This is a genomic window from Mesorhizobium sp. WSM4983 (genome assembly GCF_029625765.1).
Lineage (GTDB): Bacteria > Pseudomonadota > Alphaproteobacteria > Rhizobiales > Rhizobiaceae > Mesorhizobium.
In genome coordinates this window covers 403,028-420,805 of sequence record NZ_JARTVM010000001.1, presented here as the reverse complement: position 1 = coordinate 420,805, position 17,778 = coordinate 403,028, and the positions used below count along the sequence as shown (strand labels likewise).

General features: G+C 64.2%; 17 protein-coding genes and 2 tRNA genes. 5 read left to right on the top strand and 14 right to left on the bottom strand.

Annotation, left to right across the window (positions count from 1 at the left end):
* Positions 1–69 precede the first annotated feature (69 nt).
* Positions 70–1,734, bottom strand: coding sequence for an ABC transporter substrate-binding protein (locus P9254_RS02210; protein ID WP_067328234.1), 1,665 nt, complete (start codon positions 1,732–1,734; stop codon positions 70–72).
* 278 nt (positions 1,735–2,012) lie between these two features.
* Between P9254_RS02210 and P9254_RS02205 the strand changes: the two genes are divergently transcribed.
* The 4 genes from P9254_RS02205 (at position 2,013) to P9254_RS02190 (ending at position 5,028) form a co-directional block, all read left to right on the top strand.
* Positions 2,013–3,071: an ABC transporter ATP-binding protein gene (locus P9254_RS02205; protein ID WP_067328236.1), complete on the top strand. Its 1,059-nt coding sequence runs from the start codon at positions 2,013–2,015 to the stop codon at positions 3,069–3,071.
* Between the two features lie 24 nt (positions 3,072–3,095).
* Complete coding sequence (locus tag P9254_RS02200) at positions 3,096–3,548, top strand: RbsD/FucU family protein (RefSeq protein ID WP_278053957.1); 453 nt, start codon at positions 3,096–3,098, stop codon at positions 3,546–3,548.
* Between the two features lie 4 nt (positions 3,549–3,552).
* The gene (rbsK, locus tag P9254_RS02195; protein ID WP_127241075.1) at positions 3,553–4,482 is read left to right on the top strand and encodes a ribokinase; all 930 of its coding nucleotides are present in this window, start codon (positions 3,553–3,555) and stop codon (positions 4,480–4,482) included.
* Between the two features lie 300 nt (positions 4,483–4,782).
* On the top strand, positions 4,783–5,028 hold the full coding sequence (locus P9254_RS02190) for a hypothetical protein (protein WP_278053960.1): 246 nt from the start codon (positions 4,783–4,785) through the stop codon (positions 5,026–5,028).
* A gap of 451 nt (positions 5,029–5,479) precedes the next feature.
* On the opposite strand, the gene P9254_RS02185 is transcribed toward P9254_RS02190, so the two are convergent.
* Together P9254_RS02185 and P9254_RS02180 are read right to left on the bottom strand one after the other, a co-directional pair.
* Complete coding sequence (locus P9254_RS02185) at positions 5,480–6,826, bottom strand: NAD(P)/FAD-dependent oxidoreductase (RefSeq protein WP_278053961.1); 1,347 nt, start codon at positions 6,824–6,826, stop codon at positions 5,480–5,482.
* Positions 6,827–7,055: 229 nt separating this feature from the next.
* A tRNA-Asp gene (locus P9254_RS02180) sits at positions 7,056–7,132 on the bottom strand.
* 219 nt (positions 7,133–7,351) lie between these two features.
* Here P9254_RS02180 and P9254_RS02175 point away from each other — a divergent pair.
* Positions 7,352–7,427, top strand: a tRNA-Val gene (locus P9254_RS02175).
* A gap of 22 nt (positions 7,428–7,449) precedes the next feature.
* Here P9254_RS02175 and P9254_RS02170 read toward each other — a convergent pair.
* The 11 genes from P9254_RS02170 to P9254_RS02120 all read right to left on the bottom strand — a co-directional run bounded on the left by P9254_RS02170 (position 7,450) and on the right by P9254_RS02120 (position 17,724).
* A complete protein-coding gene (locus P9254_RS02170; RefSeq protein WP_278053962.1) occupies positions 7,450–8,220 on the bottom strand; it encodes an SDR family NAD(P)-dependent oxidoreductase in 771 nt (256 codons plus the stop codon).
* Positions 8,221–8,233: 13 nt separating this feature from the next.
* The gene (locus P9254_RS02165) at positions 8,234–9,229 is read right to left on the bottom strand and encodes an ABC transporter permease (RefSeq protein WP_278053964.1); all 996 of its coding nucleotides are present in this window, start codon (positions 9,227–9,229) and stop codon (positions 8,234–8,236) included.
* Positions 9,230–9,326: 97 nt separating this feature from the next.
* Positions 9,327–10,367: a sugar ABC transporter substrate-binding protein gene (locus P9254_RS02160; RefSeq protein ID WP_066995049.1), complete on the bottom strand. Its 1,041-nt coding sequence runs from the start codon at positions 10,365–10,367 to the stop codon at positions 9,327–9,329.
* 40 nt (positions 10,368–10,407) lie between these two features.
* Positions 10,408–11,172, bottom strand: coding sequence for an ATP-binding cassette domain-containing protein (locus P9254_RS02155; RefSeq protein WP_067328253.1), 765 nt, complete (start codon positions 11,170–11,172; stop codon positions 10,408–10,410).
* Positions 11,169–12,335, bottom strand: a complete 1,167-nt coding sequence (locus tag P9254_RS02150; RefSeq protein ID WP_127241070.1) for an ROK family transcriptional regulator — start codon at positions 12,333–12,335, stop codon at positions 11,169–11,171. Before P9254_RS02150 ends, P9254_RS02155 begins: the two co-directional genes overlap by 4 nt.
* A gap of 141 nt (positions 12,336–12,476) precedes the next feature.
* The gene (locus tag P9254_RS02145; RefSeq protein ID WP_278053965.1) at positions 12,477–13,232 is read right to left on the bottom strand and encodes an ABC transporter permease; all 756 of its coding nucleotides are present in this window, start codon (positions 13,230–13,232) and stop codon (positions 12,477–12,479) included.
* Positions 13,229–14,002: an ABC transporter ATP-binding protein gene (locus P9254_RS02140; protein WP_095780639.1), complete on the bottom strand. Its 774-nt coding sequence runs from the start codon at positions 14,000–14,002 to the stop codon at positions 13,229–13,231. The genes P9254_RS02145 and P9254_RS02140 overlap by 4 nt, the downstream gene beginning before the upstream one ends.
* The gene (locus P9254_RS02135) at positions 14,002–15,054 is read right to left on the bottom strand and encodes an ABC transporter substrate-binding protein (RefSeq protein WP_278053966.1); all 1,053 of its coding nucleotides are present in this window, start codon (positions 15,052–15,054) and stop codon (positions 14,002–14,004) included. Before P9254_RS02135 ends, P9254_RS02140 begins: the two co-directional genes overlap by 1 nt.
* Before the next feature lie 65 nt (positions 15,055–15,119).
* Positions 15,120–15,554, bottom strand: coding sequence for a VOC family protein (locus P9254_RS02130; RefSeq protein WP_206520503.1), 435 nt, complete (start codon positions 15,552–15,554; stop codon positions 15,120–15,122).
* A gap of 2 nt (positions 15,555–15,556) precedes the next feature.
* Positions 15,557–16,291, bottom strand: a complete 735-nt coding sequence (locus P9254_RS02125) for a FadR/GntR family transcriptional regulator (protein ID WP_278053968.1) — start codon at positions 16,289–16,291, stop codon at positions 15,557–15,559.
* Positions 16,288–17,724: an FAD-binding oxidoreductase gene (locus P9254_RS02120; protein ID WP_278053970.1), complete on the bottom strand. Its 1,437-nt coding sequence runs from the start codon at positions 17,722–17,724 to the stop codon at positions 16,288–16,290. The genes P9254_RS02125 and P9254_RS02120 overlap by 4 nt, the downstream gene beginning before the upstream one ends.
* Positions 17,725–17,778 lie beyond the last annotated feature (54 nt).

Here is a 17,778-nt window from a genome sequence, read left to right as displayed (position 1 = left end):
CCCCCCCCCCCCCCCCCCCCGCCCCCCCCCCCCCCCCCCCCCCCCCCCCGCGACTTCTCACGGGACAGCCTACATGCCGAGCGAGGCTTTGTAGAGCTTGATTTGGTTCTCGCGGCCGATCTGGTCGGTCAGCTTCTCCCAGGCGGCGGCGATGGCATCCGCACCTTCCTGCGCCTTCATCTTGCCGGCGAAGGTGTTGGCCAGGATGTCCTCGGCGGCGCTGTAGTACTGGAAGATGCCGGGGATGCGCGGCTCGATCGCGGCGTTCGGATGGTTGTAGGAGTCGCCCTCCGACTTCAGATAGGAGGTGATGAAGGCCTCGTCATAGCCGGCCGCCACCCATTCCGGAATGTTGAAATGGGAGTTGCGGTAGGGCTGGAAGCCGGAAGGATAGGCCGCGCACCACAGCGACAGATCCTTGCCGCCGAGATGGGCCGCCGCCGACCACGCCGCCTTCTTCTTCTTCTCGTCGCTGTCGACGCGGGCCATGACATAGACGCCCCAGCCGAGATAGGCGCAGTTCGGCGCATAGTTCGGGCCGCTGGCCAGCTTGTCCCACTTGCCGGTCTTCGAATTGTAGACGTCGTCCGAGCCCGGCAGGATCGAGAAGCCGGTGACGTCGCCGATGACCGAGGAGTCGTTGGTCTTGACGTTGGAGCCGATATCGCCCCACCACGGGATCATCGAGCCAGTGCCGGCCAGGAACTGCTGGAAGCCGGTGGTGTTCGGATCGGCGTTGATCTGATCCGGCGGCTCCGAGGGCAGGGCGTCGATGACGTCCTGGATGGCCCGCACCCAAGCCGGGTTGTTGATGCGCGGCTTCATCGTATCCGGATCGAACAGCCAGGCCTTGTCGTCGGGGTGCTTGGCATAGGCAGAGGCGCGGCTGCCGAGGAAGTAGAAACCGAAGCCGCCCCAGGGCTTGGGCGCGTCGAGATAGCCATAGACGTCCTGGCCCTTGAACTGCTTGCCCTTGAGGAACTTGGTGACGGCCTGCACTTCCTGCCAAGTCTTGGGCACGCCCCATTCGGTCGTCGCGCCGCTCTCCTTCCAGGCCTTGGCGAGGTCGGGATCGGAGAATACGTCGGTGCGGTAGTTGAAGTTGTGCGTATCGCCGTCGATGGTCACGCGATACTGCTTGCCGTCCCAGGTGCCAACCGGCGGCTTGAGGTAGTTGACGAGATCGTCCATGTCGATCTGCTTCTTGACCCAGTCGGGCATCTCCGAGGTGAGGCCCTTGCCGCAGACGTCGCCCTCGAAGGGCGCACCCATCTCGATGATGTCGAAGTCGACGGTTTTGGTCGCGATCGACTGTTGCAGACGGGCGTTGTAGTCGGCCTGGGCGAGGTCGATCCAGCTGATCTTGGCGCCGGTATAGGCCTCCCACGGCTTCAGGAAGCCGCGGAACAGCACGTTGTGCAGGTTCTGGTTGTTGAGGCCCATGAAGGTGAGCTCGACACCGGCGAACTCGCCTTGCTTGACGTTGGCCTTGGTCGCTTCCAGGCAGAGCTCACCGACTTTCTGGAAGTCGGCGTCCGTCGGCTGGCCTTTGCCGACGCCGGGTATCTGCAGGATTTTCGCGCGCAGGTCGTCGGCGGCAGCCGCCGGCCTGGTCAGCGCGCCAAGCCCCGTGCCGGACGCCGCTGCGAGCGCCGCCATGCTGGCCGCGCCCTTCAGCAAATCGCGGCGGGTCGCCCCGGCACGCACCAGTTTTTCGTAAAGATCGACTCTCATCTCAAGGTTCCTCCCAGAACTTCAGTCGTGAATTGATTCTGCCAATCTCTCGACGTCGAAACGTCTGCGGTTCTCCTATACCATAGGGCAGCGTGGGACCCCACCCTGCGTCGCCTGGAGATCCGATTTTCGGGACAAGGACCGGCATTCGGATTGGCACTCGTCACTATTCGCGTAATCGATTACCTTGTCAACAAGATTGGCTTTTTATCTATAAGATACCGACTTGCCCTTGCCGTTGGCAATGGCTAGCTTCACCGAAAAAGATAGGGGAGACAATGGCTCAAGTCGCGATCGCCAATGTGGCCAAGGCTTTCGGAACCGTCAAGGTTCTACATGAGGTCAGCGTCGATATCGCCGACGGTCAATTCGTCGTCCTGGTCGGCCCTTCGGGCTGCGGCAAGTCCACGCTGCTGCGGATGGTGGCGGGGCTGGAAACGGTTTCCGGCGGAACGATTTCGATCGGCGACCGCATCGTCAACAACCTGCCGCCGGCCAAGCGCGACATCGCCATGGTGTTCCAGAACTACGCGCTCTATCCGCACAAGACGGTGGAGCAGAACATGGCTTTCGCGCTGAAGCTGCGCGGCACCGATCCGGCCATCGTCGCCGAGCGGGTGAAGCGTGCGGCCGACATCCTCGACCTCAATCCCTATCTCAAGCGCTATCCGCGCCAGCTTTCCGGCGGCCAGCGCCAGCGCGTCGCCATGGGCCGCGCGATCGTGCGCAACCCGCAGGTGTTTCTGTTCGACGAGCCGCTCTCAAACCTCGATGCCAAGCTGCGCGTGCAGATGCGCACCGAGATCAAGGAACTGCATCAGCGGCTGAAGACCACCACCATCTACGTCACACACGACCAGATCGAGGCCATGACCATGGCCGACAAGATCGTGGTGATGCGCGACGGCCGCATCGAGCAGATCGGCGCGCCGCTGCAACTGTTCGACCGGCCGGCCAACCTGTTCGTCGCGGGCTTCATCGGCTCGCCGGCGATGAACCTGCTCAAGGGCACGGTGAAGAAAGGTGAAAGGTCCGAGGTCGACATAGCAGGCTCGGCCTTTCCGATGCCTGCCAGCATCGCCGCGGCGGACGGCCAGGCCGTCGTCTATGGCGTCCGTCCCGAGCATCTGGAGATCCATCCCGACGGTGTGGCGTCCACGATTTCGGTGGTCGAGCCGACCGGCTCGGAAACGCTGGTGTTCGTGCGCTTCGGCGAGGGCGAGATGGTGGCGCTGTTCCGCGAGCGTCACGACTTCAAGCCTGGCGATACGCTGAAGCTCAGGCCGCGGCTCGACCATGTCCATCTCTTCGACGCAGGGACCGGCAAGCGTCTCTGACCGCAAACACACATCGAGGAAACCATGCTCAAAGGGATCAATCCGCTGCTCAACGCCGACGTGCTCCAGGCACTGCGGGCGATGGGGCACGGCGACGACCTGATCATCGCCGACACCAATTTCCCATCCGACTCCGTCGCCAAGCAGACGGTGCTCGGCAAGCTGCTGCGCATCGATGCGCCGGCGGCCGAAGTGGTGAAGGCGGTGCTGTCGCTCTATCCGCTGGACAGCTTCGTCAACGACGCGGCCGCGCGCATGGAGATCGTCGGCAAGCCGAACGAGATCCCGCCGGTGCAGAAGGAGGTGCAGCAGGAAATCGACGCGGCTGAGGGCAAACACTGGCCGATGATCTCGATCGAGCGCTACGCCTTCTACGAGCGGGCCAAGAAGGCGTATTGCGTCATCCAGACTGGTGAGCGCCGCTTCTATGGCTGCTTTGCCTTCCGCAAGGGCGTCATTCCGCCGGATGCGGAGTAAGGAGATGTCCGCCAGCAAGCCAGTCGTCATCCTGGGTGTCTTCGTCGCCGACACCGCCTATCGCGCCGACCGCCAGCCGCGCATGGGCGAGACGATCCTCGGCAATTCGTTCAAGCTCGGACCCGGCGGCAAGGGCTCGAACCAGGCGGTCGCAGCCGGCAAACTCGGCGCCGACATCACCTTCCTGACCCGGCTCGGCATCGATGCCTTCGCCGACATGGCCAAGCAGACGTGGAAGGATGCGGGCGTCAAGAGCGCGGTCATCGACACGCCGGACAGCTACACCGGGGCGGCTTATATCTTTGTCGAGGAGGGCAGCGGCAACAACGCCATCATCGTCAGCCCGGGTGCTGCGATGCTGATCTCGTCCGCTGACATCGAGGCGCATGCTGACCTGATCCGCTCGGCGGGCGTCTTTGTCACCCAGCTCGAGCAGCCGATTGACGCGGCGCTGAAAGCTTTGCAAATCGCGCGCGGGGCAGGGGTGACTACCATTCTTAACCCGGCGCCGGCCGCCACCCTGCCGGACAGCATCTACGCGCTTTGCGACTACGTCACACCCAACGAGTCCGAGGCCGAGGGGCTGACCGGCATCGCCGTCTCTTCGGTCGACGATGCCCGCCGCGCCGCCGACAGCCTGCTGGCAAAGGGCGTCGGCGCCGTCATCGTGACGCTTGGCGAGAAGGGCGCGCTGCTGCACACCAGGGAGCGATCCGATCACGTCGGCGCCGTCACTGCCGGCCCTGTAATCGAAACCACGGGGGCGGGCGACGCCTTCAATGGTGGACTGGCGGCGGCGCTTGCCAAGGGCGTCGAGCCGCTGGAGGCGGTGCGCTTCGCCTGTACCGTCGCAGGCATTTCGGTGACCCGGCCGGGCACCGCGCCTTCCATGCCGACGCTCCAGGAGGTCGAGGCGCTGCTGGCGCGGGGTTGAAGCCGCCAAATCTCGCGTGGCGTTTCAGCGGCGCTACCCGGTCATCGGCTTGACCACAACTCACAGAAGTTGGTCTCTCACGGCCCCCAGGGTTGCATATTAGCCACGGTTAATATTAATCGGCGCCAACGCCTTGCATCAACGGCATAGGTGTCCCGTAATGGGCCACCGTGTCTGGCATCGCAATTGCACTGTCAGCAATGCCGGGGTGGACCGTGCCTCGGTAGCCGGGGGGCTATTTTGGGGGACCCGCCGCTCCGCGATGGAGCGGCGGCGCTTTAAGGGCCGAGGGTACTGGCGATGTATTTTCCGCAATTTCTGGTGGGCATGTTCGCGACGTCGTTCACCGTCGCAATCTGGGTCGGGTTGCAAACCGGCTCCGCCTGGAAGGCGCTCGGCTGCGCTATGCTTGCAATGATCATTCTCCAGATTGGATATGCCGGACTGGTCATGCGGCTCATCTACAAGCGGGGATCGCAAGGCACTGGAGCTGACTTTAGATCGGCAAATGCGGCGCCACCGGTGCAGCGAGCGCGTCCACACTAGAGGGCTCACCCTCCCGAGCGAGTGCAGACCGTAAACCCTTGGCGACGACCAAACCGTCCCGCCCTTCTCGTGGAACTGCGCGACCGGGCAGCAGTTCGAGCCGACAAGGCTTTCAAGACCTGGGTTTTCGGAAACGTAAAGCCGTTGCGATTACGTGCCATGGCTTGATGACCGGGGCCGGCCAAGGCTGGCTCAACCCGCCAAACGCGCCTGCGGAACGCAAGCAGTGCCAGCGCGTTCACCGTCTTGACCAGCACAGGCAGCCTGGTTTCCCGGAACGGTGAGATGAAAAACCCCTATAAAAAGCCCACGCTTGTAAAGCGCGAGAAGCTCACCGCCCGAACCGCGCAGATTGTCGCCTCCGGTGTGATATTGGGCGAGTGAACAGGGGCGCCGAAGCGCAGCTGAAGAATTTTGCTGCTCACTGCACGCTGGCCGGTCGGTGACTGCTCTAGAGGGCCGGGCCCGGCCGAATGGCGCTTCCGTCAGAAAAGCGCGACAGGCGAAAGCGGGTGAGATCGTGCCCGATCTGGTTTCCCTGGATCATGTCGGCGACGACCCGGCCGATTCCCGGTCCGATACCGAAGCCGTGGCCGCTCATGCCCGTCGCGACAACGAGGCCAACGATCGCCTGCACTTTGCCCACAATGGGAACGACGTCCGGCATCGCGTCGATCATGCCAGCCCAGCTTGCCTTTAGGCGCACCGCGTCGAGCTGTGGGAACAGGCGCCTGAAATTGCGCTCGATGGAACGCAGACCAGAACGTTCGGGAGCCGGATTTAGCACCCGCATTCTTTCGAAAGGACTTTGCGAATCCGGCGCCCAGTGACGCGGCGTCGACCAGCCATCCGGATAGCCCGCCGGCGCGGCCGGCGAATAGCGTGAGCCGAAAGGATTGGCCATAAGCGCGGGAAGGTATTTCTTCGCATGCCGGAATGCGTCCGGGCCAAGGTGAAGCAAATGACTGCCTCCGGCAGCGAGCGTGTATCCGCCATCCTGTCGGCGTCTGAAAGCGATATGCTCTCCTGCCGCGGCTCCTGCATAGACTTCAGGCATCGCCTCGGTTGCCGCGACGGTCGACCTTACACTGAGCTGGGGAATGGAAACGCCATGTCTTCTCAGGAACAGGGAAGACCACGCACCGCCGGCGAGCAGAACGCTCGACGTCTCGATGTGACCCGCCTCTGTCCACACTCCCCTGATCCTCCCGGCCGAGATTTCCAGGGCTCGCGCCGCGCAATTCTCCACAAGCTTGATCCCCTTGCGGGCGGCAAGCCGGGCGAGTGCCGGCACGGCCAGCCAAGGCTCCGCTCGCATGTCGGAAGGCGTTGTCATCGCGCCCTTGAAACTGCGCGACATGCCTTTGATGAGACCGGTGGTTTCGCGTGCGTTCAGCAGGCGCGTGTCGATTTCATGGACGGCAGCGATCGTCATGAATTTTTCGAAGCGGGCCATTTCGCGGTCGGAGCTTGCCAGGTAAGTCACGCCGGTCTGCTTCAAGCCGATGTCTTCGCCGCATTCCTCGGCCAGCTGCCGCCAACGACGCGACGCCTCGATCACGATCGGCAGTTCGTCCGCATCGCGTCCCTGTTTGCGGATCCATCCCCAATTGCGGGAGGACTGTTCGGCAGCGATGCGTCCCTTTTCCAACAGCGTCACCGAGATGTTGCGCCGCGCAAGAAAAAGCGCTGTCGTGACGCCGATAACGCCGCCACCGATAATCACCACGTCAGCGCTTTTAGGTGGGGGGCCGGGAAATTGAATCGGATCTGCTTCGGAGAACGGGAAAGTAGGCAAGGGGAGAATCCTGAAAACGCTGCGTCAGCTATGGCCCACCGGCAGCCAACCTTTCTTGAGGCAGTTCTGGGGAAGGTGGAGCACAGGCGCCTGACGAGCGGCTCCCGTAGTTGCCAATTCAGACGCGGTGGATCGCGAATGTTGGCCGCAGCGAATACAAAAAGTTGAAACTCTCCGGAAAATGAAAGTTCAAGCTTTTGAAGAGCAGGGCCTAAACCCTTGAAAAGACTGGCGCGAGTGACGGGGCTCGAACCCGCGACCTCCGGCGTGACAGGCCGGCACTCTAACCGACTGAGCTACACCCGCGCACTGACGAGCACGTGTCAGGCGTGTTCGTCGTTGGGGCGCTGGATAAGGGGTTCGTTTGCGGGTGTCAAGCGCGGCATGTGAGCATAACAGCAATCAGCAGAAGGTTTTTTGACAAGTGCGCCGGCATTGGCGAAATCCCGTCCGATAGCGGGTGCGCCGGCTGTTCATTGGGCCTTGCGAATAGAGCTCTAACTGCTTAAAGGTCCGGCCCGGAGCGGGCGATTAGCTCAGTTGGTAGAGCGCTTCGTTTACACCGAAGATGTCGGCGGTTCGAGCCCGTCATCGCCCACCACTTTCCCGGCACAATCAAGAACTCACGGCGGCGTCAGGCGGAAATCCTGGCCTTCGGGCAGGAGCTGGCCGCCATCGACGACGATCGTCGTGCCGGTGATGTAGCTGGCGTCATCGGAGGCCAGGAACAGGAAGGCGTTGGCGACGTCGCGCGGCGTGCCGAGACGTCCGAGCGGCACGGCGTCCTCCATGCTCTTGATGAAGGCGGCATCGCGGTGAAGCTTCATGCCCTCGGTCAGGATGTTGCCCGGCTCGACGCCGTTGACGGTGATGCCATAGCCGGAAAACTCCAGCGCCGCCGCGCGGATGAAGCCGTTGATGCCGGCCTTGCTTGCCGAATAATGGCCGTGGCCGGGACTGCTCACCTGCGGGCCGGTAATGGAAGAGGTGAAGAGCATGCGACCGCTGCCCTGAGCCTTCATCGGTGGAAGCGCTGCCCGGGCGGCGTTGAAGCTGCCGCGCAGATTGACCGCCATGACCCGGTCCCAATCTTCCGGGCTGGTGTTCTCGATCAGTTGCCAGGGATAGATGCCGGCGTTCTGGACGATGATGTCGAGGCGGCCGTGACGCTGCAGCGCCAATGCCACCACCGCTTCGGCGTCGGCCATCTTGGAAATATCGGTGCGGATGAAGGCGGCACCAAGTTCGTCGGCGCTCGCTCTGCCGGCTTCGGCTTCACTGTCGGCCAGCACAAGGCTGGCGCCTTCCTCGGTGAAGCGCTGGGCTATGCCCCTGCCGATGCCACGCGCGGCCCCGACGATCACCGCCACCTTGCCTTCGATGCTTCCGGTCATGCCAGCCGTCCTGTCATGCGAGCCTTTGGCGAATGGTTTGCTTGAAAGCGTCGAGAAGCACGGCCGCCAGCACCAGCAAGCCGTGGATGACCTGGGTGAAGTTGGCCGGCAGGGCCATGAGGTTGATGGCGGTGTTGATGGCCGACAGAAGCAGCACGCCGGCATAGACGCCGGGCAGGGTGCCGACGCCGCCTTTCAGGCTGACGCCGCCAATGACGACGGCGGCGAAGGCGTTGAAGAGCAGGCCGACGCCGAGATTGGCGGTGGCGCCGGAGGTGCGGATGGCGAGCAGCCAGCCGGCGAGGCCGGCGATGGCGCCGGCAAGCACGAACGCGATGATCAGGTTGCGGTTGACGCGGATGCCGGCGCGGAAGGTCGCGGTCTCGTTGCCGCCGATCATCACCAGATGCCGGCCGAACGGCGTCTTGGCGAGAATCAGCGAGAAGGCGACGAAGCAGCCGACAGCGATCCAGGCAGTGAGCGGCAGGCCGGCGAGCCGCTGGATACCGAACCAGCGGATGGTCGGCGCCAAATCCTGCGCCGAGCGTCCGCCTGAAACGACAAGCACCAGGCCGCGCACCCAGATATAGGAGGCAAGCGTGATGATGAAGGCGCTCATCTGCAGCCTGACGATGAGGAAACCGTTGATGACGCCGATAATGGCTCCCACCGCCAGGGCTGCGGCGAGCGAGACCGGCACCATCAGCCAGTCCGGATGCAACTGCAGGCCGAGGCCGATGCCTGACGAGCAGAACATGATGCCGACCGCCATGGCGCTGAGCGCCGCGACCGATTCAATCGACAAGTCCATGTGACCGGCAATGATGACCAGCGCCAGGCCGATCGACATGACGCCCAGCACGCTCGATGCCTCGACGATGTTGGCGAAGATGCCGAGCTGGAAGAAGTTCGGAATGAGGGTCGAGAACACGGCCAGCACGAAGACCAGCATGAACCAGACGAGATTGTCGAGCACAAGCTCGAGACTGTGGCGGGTGCGTGGGCTCATCGGCCGATCCGGTTAGCGTCGAATTTGAATATGCGGCTGCCGCGGGGCGGGCCCGCGAGGCTCCGGGCCGGGAGGCCCGGAGCTCGATGCAAAAGGCCTACTCGACGGGCTTAACGGTATCCGTCGGCGGCTTCAGGTTGCCCCAGAAAGCGGGGTTGTCGACATTCTCCTTGGTTATCGCCGCGCCTGGGATCTTGATGTTCGGGCCCCAGGCTTCCTTGGTCACCACCGACTTCAGGCCGAGCACGTCATATTCGCCGGGCTTGATCTCCTGCTTGTTGACGACCTTGTCCATGAACATGGCGACGGCCGCGGCCTGGGCGTAGAGCGGCTGTTCGACTTCGACGTTGAGCCAACCCTTGCGGATCAGGTCGAGGCCGACCGGCGCGCCGTTCGAGCTCATCATCATCACATCGCCCGGCTTCTTACCGGCGGCCTCCAGCGAGGCAACGCCCGCGACCGAAAGATGCGCAGCGTGGCTGAAGATCAGGTCGATGTCGGGATTGGCCAAGATCTGGTCGGCGACGATGGTGCCGGCGTTGCTCGCCTCCCACTGCATGGCGGGCAGCGAGATGATCTTGACGTCCGGAAACGCCTTCATCTTCTCCTCGAAACCCTTCTGGATGTCGAGCGTGTAGGGATCGCCGGGATCGCCGAGCACCTGCAGGATCTTGCCCTTGACCGAGCCATGCTTGGCCTTCAGCAGCGCTTCGGCCTGCTCCGCCGCAATGTGGCCGATCTCGACCGTGCCGGCGACCGATGTGAAGTCGGACGGCGTGGCGGTGATTTGGCGGTCGAACTCGACCACAGGGATGCCGGCCGCGCGGGCGGCTTCAACGGATGGCTTCAACGCATTGAAATCGACCGCGGCGAGGATGATCGCCTTCGGCTTAAGCGCAATCACGTCGTTCATCTGCGATTGCTGAGCGTCGGTTTTGTTGTCGGCGTTCAGCGTCTTCATCTCGTAGCCGACCTGTTTCAGAAACAGTTCCAGCGCGCTCACCGAGCCGGTCTGGAATTCGTCGAGCAAGGTCGGCACCAGGTAGTAGACGGTACCCTTGGACTGGGCGAATGCCGGCGTGAGCGTGGCAATGGCCAGGGCCAGGATACCGAAGACAGAAAGTAGCATTCGCTTCATGTCGTTCGCTCCTCTTTTCGCCGGACCCCTCATTTGTCCCTCAGCCCGCCGGTCCGGCACCGGCAAGCGTTTCCCCGGTGATCATGTTGATCACCGCATCGGGACTTGTCTTGTTGCGGGCAACGTCGCCCGCCACGACGCCCTGGCGGATCACCACGATCCGGTCGGCGACCTGGAAGGCCTGCTGCATGATGTGGGTGATGATGACGACGCCGATGCCTTGGCTCGCCACCTTGCGGATCATGTCGAGGCCGCGGCGCGTCTGCTCGACGCCGAGCGCGGCGAAGGGCTCGTCGAGCAGCACCAGCTTGCCGCCCCAATGAACGAAACGGTTGAGCTCGATCGCCTGCCGCTGGCCGCCCGAGAGATGCTCGACCTTGGTGCGCAGCGAGGGAATGCGAGTGCCGGCATTGGCCAGCGCCTTCGCCACTACTGACTCCATCGCGCGCTCGTCGAGCACCGGAACGCCCAGCACCCTGCGGGTGATCTCGCGGCCCATGAAGAAGTTGGCCACCACGTCGACATTGGTGCAGAGCGAGAGGTCCTGGTAGACGGTCTCGATGCCGGCGGCCTTGGCCTCGGCGGGGGTTTTGGCGAGGAACTCCTTGCCTTCGAACAGCATGCGACCCGAGGTCGGCTCGAGTCCGCCGGCGATGATCTTGACCAGCGTCGACTTGCCGGCGCCGTTGTCGCCGAGCAGCGCCACCACCTCGCCGCGCGCGATCGAGAAGCTGATGCCCCTCAGCGCCCGGATGGCGCCGTAATTCTTGGTGACGTTGTCGAGGACCAGCAGGGGTTCGCTCATGCCGCGATGTCTCCGCCGTTCAGAAGGTCGCCTTCGCGCTGCCGCTTGGCGGTGAAGATCTGGCCGAAGCGTGGCGAAAGCACGCCGGAAACGGCAAGTGCCGCGGCGCCGCGCAACACGGCATGCTGCCCGCCCTGCGCCACGAGGATGCGCGGCGCGGCGCGATCCTTGCGAGCCGAAACCGAATTGTGCAGCGGCTCCGCCAATGCAGCCAGGCGTTCGAGCAACTGAGGCGAGGCGAGGCCCCCAAGCACGATCGTCTCGGGATCGAAAAGATTTTCAATCACGGCGATGGCATTGCGGAAGATCGGAGCGACTTCGGCCACCCATCCGGCGTCGTTGCCGTTCCAGCGGCCGCGCGCCTCGAGCGACAGATAGCGTTCGAGGCAGCCCCGGTTGCCGCAGGGGCAAAGCTCGCCTTCCGGAACGACGGGGATGTGTCCGATCTCGCCGGCATTGCCCCAGGCCCCGCGCAGCACGCCGCCGTCATGCACCATGGCGCCGCCAAGCCCGACGCTGAAGTAGAGATAGTAGTAGTCGGAACGCTGGAGGCCGAGGCCGTAGAGGCGTTCCCCCATGGCCGCCGCCGCCATATCGGTCTCGAAGAAGGCGGGCAGGCCCGTCGCGGCGGCAAGGCGCTCGCGCAACGGCACGCCTTTCCAGCCGGCCATTGTGGTCGGTCCGACGAAGCTCATGGACTCGACGCCGAACGGGCCGGGAAGCGCCATGCCGACGCCGATGACCCGTCCTCCGGCCCGACGCCCGGTCAGATCGGCAACCATGGCGCCGATCGCCTCGAAGGCGAGATCGGGCGTCGGGCTCGGCGCTTCGCGATGGACGCTCTCGATCACGTCGCCGCTCAGGTTGATGAGTGCGGCGTCTATCCCCAGCGGGGTGAGGTGGATGCCGACGGCATAGCCGCCTTCCGGGTTGATGCGCAGCGTGGCCGGCGGCTGGCCGCGGCCCTTCGGTTCCTCGCGGACCGACAGTATGTAACCCTGTTCCTCCAACTCGCGCACGATAGTCGAGACCGTCTGAACGGTGAGCCCGACGTGCTGCGCGATGTCGCCGCGGGCGATCGGACCGAAGCGGCGGATGGATTCGAGCACGATGCGCCGGTTGTATGGCCGCCCGAACTCCTGATTGGTTCCCCGCAACGCCATGGCTTGCGCTCCTGACGGACACAAGGTTCGCAGAGAAGATTTATTCAGTCAAATGGAATTCAAAAATAATTTGCCCGGCTCCCGAGGAGAGCAAGTTTCCCTGCGGCCCCGGCGCTTGCGACCCGGGCAATGAGCGGAAAGCTAGTATCTGATGACGCGACGCTCGATCAGCACGACGATGCAGAAAAGCGCGATCGACAGCGACGACGACAGCACGATCGCGGCGTAGAGCCGGTCGGATTGATAGTTGAACGTTGCCTGGATGATCAGCGCGCCGAGGCCTTTGTCCGAGCCGATCCATTCGCCGACGATGGCGCCGATTACCGCAGTGGCCGAGGCGATGCGCAGCGAGGAGAACAGCATCGGCAGGGCGCGAGGCAGGCGCAGAGCCCAGAAGATCTCCGAGCGTGTCGCCGACAGCACGCGGAACAGTTCGTGCTCGTTGTCGCTTGCCGAATCCAGGCCCCGGATCATGTTCACCAGGGTCGGGAAGAAGCAGATCACGGCGGCGATGGCGATCTTTGGCGTCATGCCGAGGCCGAAGATCAGGATGATGATCGGCGACAGCGCCAGGATCGGAATGGTGTTGAAGAACAGCACGATCGGGAAATAGGCGGCCTGCAGGATGCGGCTGTGCACGAAGACCACGGCAAGCAGCACGGCGGCGAGATTGCCGATGACGAAGCCCGCCAGCGCCTCGATCAGCGTCGGTCTGAGATTGTCGATGAGCAGGGCGAAATTCTTCTGGAAGACGCCGAAGATCGCCGTCGGCGTCGGCACGATATAGGCCGGCACGCCGAGCAGCGGCAGGAGATACTGCCAGGCAATCAGGATCGACGCCGCGCCCAGAACCGGAAGCGCAATCGCCATTTGCGGGGCAAGCGGCGCCGGTCTCACGATGCGCGCTCCAGCGCTGCACGCAACTCGGCCATGGCGCCGACGATCGCCGCATCCTCGCGCTTGCAGCGGTTGCCTTCCTGCTTGAAGGGCCGCAGGTCGAGGTCCTTCACCACCCGTCCCGGATTGGCAGCCAGCACAATGACGCGCTCGCCGAGATAGGCGGCTTCGGCGATCGAATGGGTGACGAAAAGGATCGTTGTGCCGGTGCGCCGCCAGAGCGTCAGCAATTCGTCGTTGAGGCGATCGCGCGTGATCTCGTCCAGCGCGCCGAACGGCTCGTCCATCAGAAGCAGCCTGGGCTCGCCAAGCAGGGCGCGCGCGATGGCGACGCGCTGGCGCTGGCCCCCCGAAAGCTGATGCGGCAGGCGTTCACCGAGTCCGCCAAGCCCCATCAGCTCCAGCAGTTCGCTGCTGCGGTCATCGATCTTGCGTGTGAGGCTGCGCTGGCCGACGCCGAGCGGCAGGCGCACATTGTCGCGCACCGTGCGCCAGGGCAGCAGGGTGGAATCCTGGAAGACGAAGCCGACGTCGCGGCGCGAGCGCACCGCGTGCGGTGTGGCCCCAAGCACGCTGATCGTGCCGTCCAGCGGGTCGAGCAGGTCCGCCACCACGCGAAGTAAGGTCGACTTGCCGCAGCCCGACGGGCCGAGGATCGACAGGAAGGAGCCGGCCGCGACCGTGAGGTCGAGGCCGGACAGCACTTTGACGACCTTCTGCCGGCCGCCATAGCCGACATCGAGCTTTTGCGCTTCGATCGCGTTCGGCATCAGGCCGCGGGCGCATCGAGCTTGGGCCGGTCCGCGGCCGAAAGCTCCAGGATCTTCGTGGTGTAGACATCTTTGGCGGCCGGGCGTCCGTTCGGGTACTGGCCGACCTTGTCGAGCAGCGTCAATTGCTCCTCGATGGAGGCAGGGTCGAACGTGCCCCAGCCATCTTTGGCGGTCGCGCCGTCGAAGGAGAGTTTCAGAACCAGGTTGACGGTCTTCTCTTCCCAGCCGAGATCCATCTCCGGATACGCGGCGACCATCTTCTTCACCGCTTCCTGGGGGTTGGCGTGAACCCAGCCCCAGCCCTTGCCGACCGCGCCGACGAACTTCGCCAGTGTGTCGGGGTCCTTCTCGATCGCCGCGTCGGTCGCGAAATAGACGTCGGCGTAGGAAGCGAGGCCGAGGTCGCGCACCAGGAGATCGATGCGGTCCTCGCCGACCACGCTCAGCGCCTGGGTGTTGGTGATCCAGCCGCCGATGGCGTCGACGTCGCCGCGCACCAGAGGCGCCTTGTCGAAGCCGACATTGACGATGGTGACTTCCGAGGGGTCGATACCGTTCTTGGCCAGGATCTCATCGATGACGAAGCGCGCGGTCGGCTGGATGCCGATCTTCTTGCCCTTGAGGTCGGCAACATTGCGGATTGGCTTTCCCGGTTTCGAGGTCAGCGCATAGGGGCCGGTGCGGAAGCCGCAGGCGATGATTCTGATCGGCACGCCGCTGGCGCGCGCCGCATAAAGCTGCGGCGTTTCCGAGAACTGGCCGAGCTGCGCGGCGCCGGAGATCACCGGCGGCACGGTCGAGGCATTGGGGCCGCCAGGGCTGAACTCAACCTCGAGCCCGGCATCCTTGAAATAGCCGTTGGCGACGGCCGCGATGTCACCGATCTGGCCATTGGACATCAGCCAGTCATACTGGATGACGACCTTGCCGGCGGCCCTGGCGCCCGGCGTCAACACCAATTGCATACCGGCTGACGCGGCTGCGACCGCTGCGAGGCCGCCCTTCACGAAAGCGCGGCGGTTCAATTCGTAGTCTTGGTTCCCACTCATTTTTCGCTCCTGTTGCAGACTTCTTGTCTCTTCTTTCCAAGCGCCGCTCCCTCGGCGCGGCGTCGCTACGGCTGTTGGTCGTGGTAGTCGCCAGGGCCGCCGTCGAGCCAGGCGTAAAGCTCCCAAAGCGTGTCGTCCGGGTCGGTGAAATAGGCGCAGCGCGCGTTCCAGACGTAGTTTTCGGGCGGTCCATAGAAGGGCACGTCCTTGGCGCTCAATTCACCGTGCAGCCGGTCGATCTCGGCCGGTGATCCGAGCTGGACGGCGACGCAAACCTTGTGCGCTTGGCGCGGCGATCTCTGGTTCGAGACGCCGGTGTGCCGGTTGATGTGGTCGAGCTCCCAGGCGGCGAGCGTCACGCCCTCGCCATGGAAATCGGCAAAGCCTTCGGCACGCCGACGCAGCCGGAAGCCGAGTTTCCCGACATAGAAGTCGACCGTACGCTCGATATTTTCCACCAGCAGGCAGACGTCGGAGATGCGGGTGAGATTCGTCGGCATGGCTATTTCGTCCCGCCGGTCTTGGAGAGTGGCAGCTTCACGCCGACGCGATTGGCGGCGCCGATGATGTGCGTACGCATTGCTGCTTCCGCTGCCGCCGGATCGCCCGCCACCAGCGCCTCGTAAATGCGCACATGCTCGCCGACATTGATCTCGACGAGATCGTGCAGCGGGTTTGTCATGCGGGCATAGTGGATCGACTGGCGGATCTGCTCACAGACAAAAGAGATGAAGGTGTGGATGTAGCTGTTGCCGGTCGCCCGCGCGATCTCGCGGTGGAAGAGCAGGTCGGCGTCGATGCTGCCTTCTTCCCAGCGCTCCTCGCCGCCCATGCGGTCGAGCGCCGCCTTGATCGAATCGAGATGCTCCTGCCCGCGCCGCGCCGCGGCGAGCGCCGCCGACTCGGCCTCGAGGATGCAACGCAGCTCGAACAGCCGCTCCATATTGTGGGTGTCCTTGAGCGCCTCGCGGTCGATGCGGATCGCCGCCCTTTGCTGGGGCGCCAGCACGAAGGCGCCGATGCCTTGCCGCGCCTCGATCATGCCGTCCGCCCTCAACTGGGCAATCGCCTCGCGCACCACATTGCGGCTGACGCCGAACTTCTCGGAAAGCTCCTGCTCGGTCGGCAGCCGCGCGCCGGGATTCAACTCGCCGGATTCGATCTCGCGGCTGAGGAAGGCCGCGACCCGGTGCGGCAGGGTCTCGACGGTGCCGATGGCGGCCAGTCTCTGCTTCATAAAAAACGCTCCGTCGAGGGCAGCAGGCAGCCGGGGTTCATCACCCCTTTAGGGTCGAGCGCAGTCTTCAGCGCGGCAGCCATGCGGCGATGCGCCGGCGAAAGCCCGGCCCAGAATTCTCGGGCACGGCTGCGGCCGATGCCGTGCTCGGCGCTGATCGAGCCGCCGAGCCTGACGGCGATGTCGTAGAGTCCCGCCGTGATTTCCTCGCCGCGCGCCCGGGCTTCGCCATCAGCGAGATCGAGCGGCGGCAGCACATTGAAATGGATGTTGCCGTCGCCGGCATGGCCATAGGCCAGTGCAATCCAGCCCGGATGTTCGGTGGCGACGAAGCGGCGGGCGCGCTCGACAAGGGCAGGGATATCGGAAATGCGCACCGAGAGATCGGTGCGCACGTGGTAGCCGCGCTTCGCCTGGCCCTCGACCAGTCCCTCGCGGATCGCCCAGAAGGCCTTAGCCTGCGCGTTGCTGGTCGCGAGGACTGCGTCGGCTACCAGGCCGCCTTCGAGCGCATCGGTTAGAAAACTGGCGAGCACGCCGTTGAGGTCGATGGTCGGTCCGGAGGACAATTCGATCAGCGCATGGACGGGTGCTGCGACAGGCGCCGTCATTCCAGGATCGACCAGCCGGGCCAAATCGATGCATTCCGAGCCGATGATCTCGAAGGCGGAAATCAGATCGGAGCAGGCGCGTCGCGCTCGGTTGAAGAGGCCGATGGCCGCTTCGAACGAGATGAGGCCGAGATAGGCGGTCTCGACACGGGCAGGCTTCGGGAACAGCTTGACCTCCACACCGGTAATGATGCCGAGCGTGCCCTCGGAGCCGATGAACAGCTGCTTCAGGTCATAACCGCTGTTGTTCTTGCGCAGCCCGGAAAAGCCGTTCCACAGCTCGCCATCGGCCAGAACAACCTCCAGCCCCAGGATCAGGTCGCGCGCCATGCCGTAGCGCAGCACGTTGACGCCGCCGGCATTGGTCGCGGCATTGCCGCCGATCTGGCAACTGCCTTGTGCGCCGAGCGCCAGTGGGAACAGGCAATCTTCGGCCTCGCTTGCCTCTTTGATCGTCTGCAGCACGCAGCCTGCGTCCGCCTGAAGTGTGAAGTTCGCGCGATCGATCCGGCGGATGGCGTTCAGCCGCTCCAGGCTGACGACTATAGCGCCGGCGCTGGTGTCATCGATGGCGCCCGAAACCAAGCCGGTGTTGCCGCCCTGTGGAATGACGCCGAGCCCCAACTCGCCGCACAGACGCATCAGCGCCTGCACCTCCGCCACCGACGCGGGGCGCAGCACGGCCAGCGCGCTGCCTCGATAGTCGCCGGCCCAATCGCCGAGATACTTCGCCATTCCAGCAGTGTCGGCGGTGAGACCGCTCGGCCCCACTGCGTCTTCGAGGACGCTGAGGATTTGCGGTGAGAGGCTGCGAATGGTCATCAGCGGCGCAATCGATGAGGCGATAGGGTGATGTATATCATCCTACAACTTCGA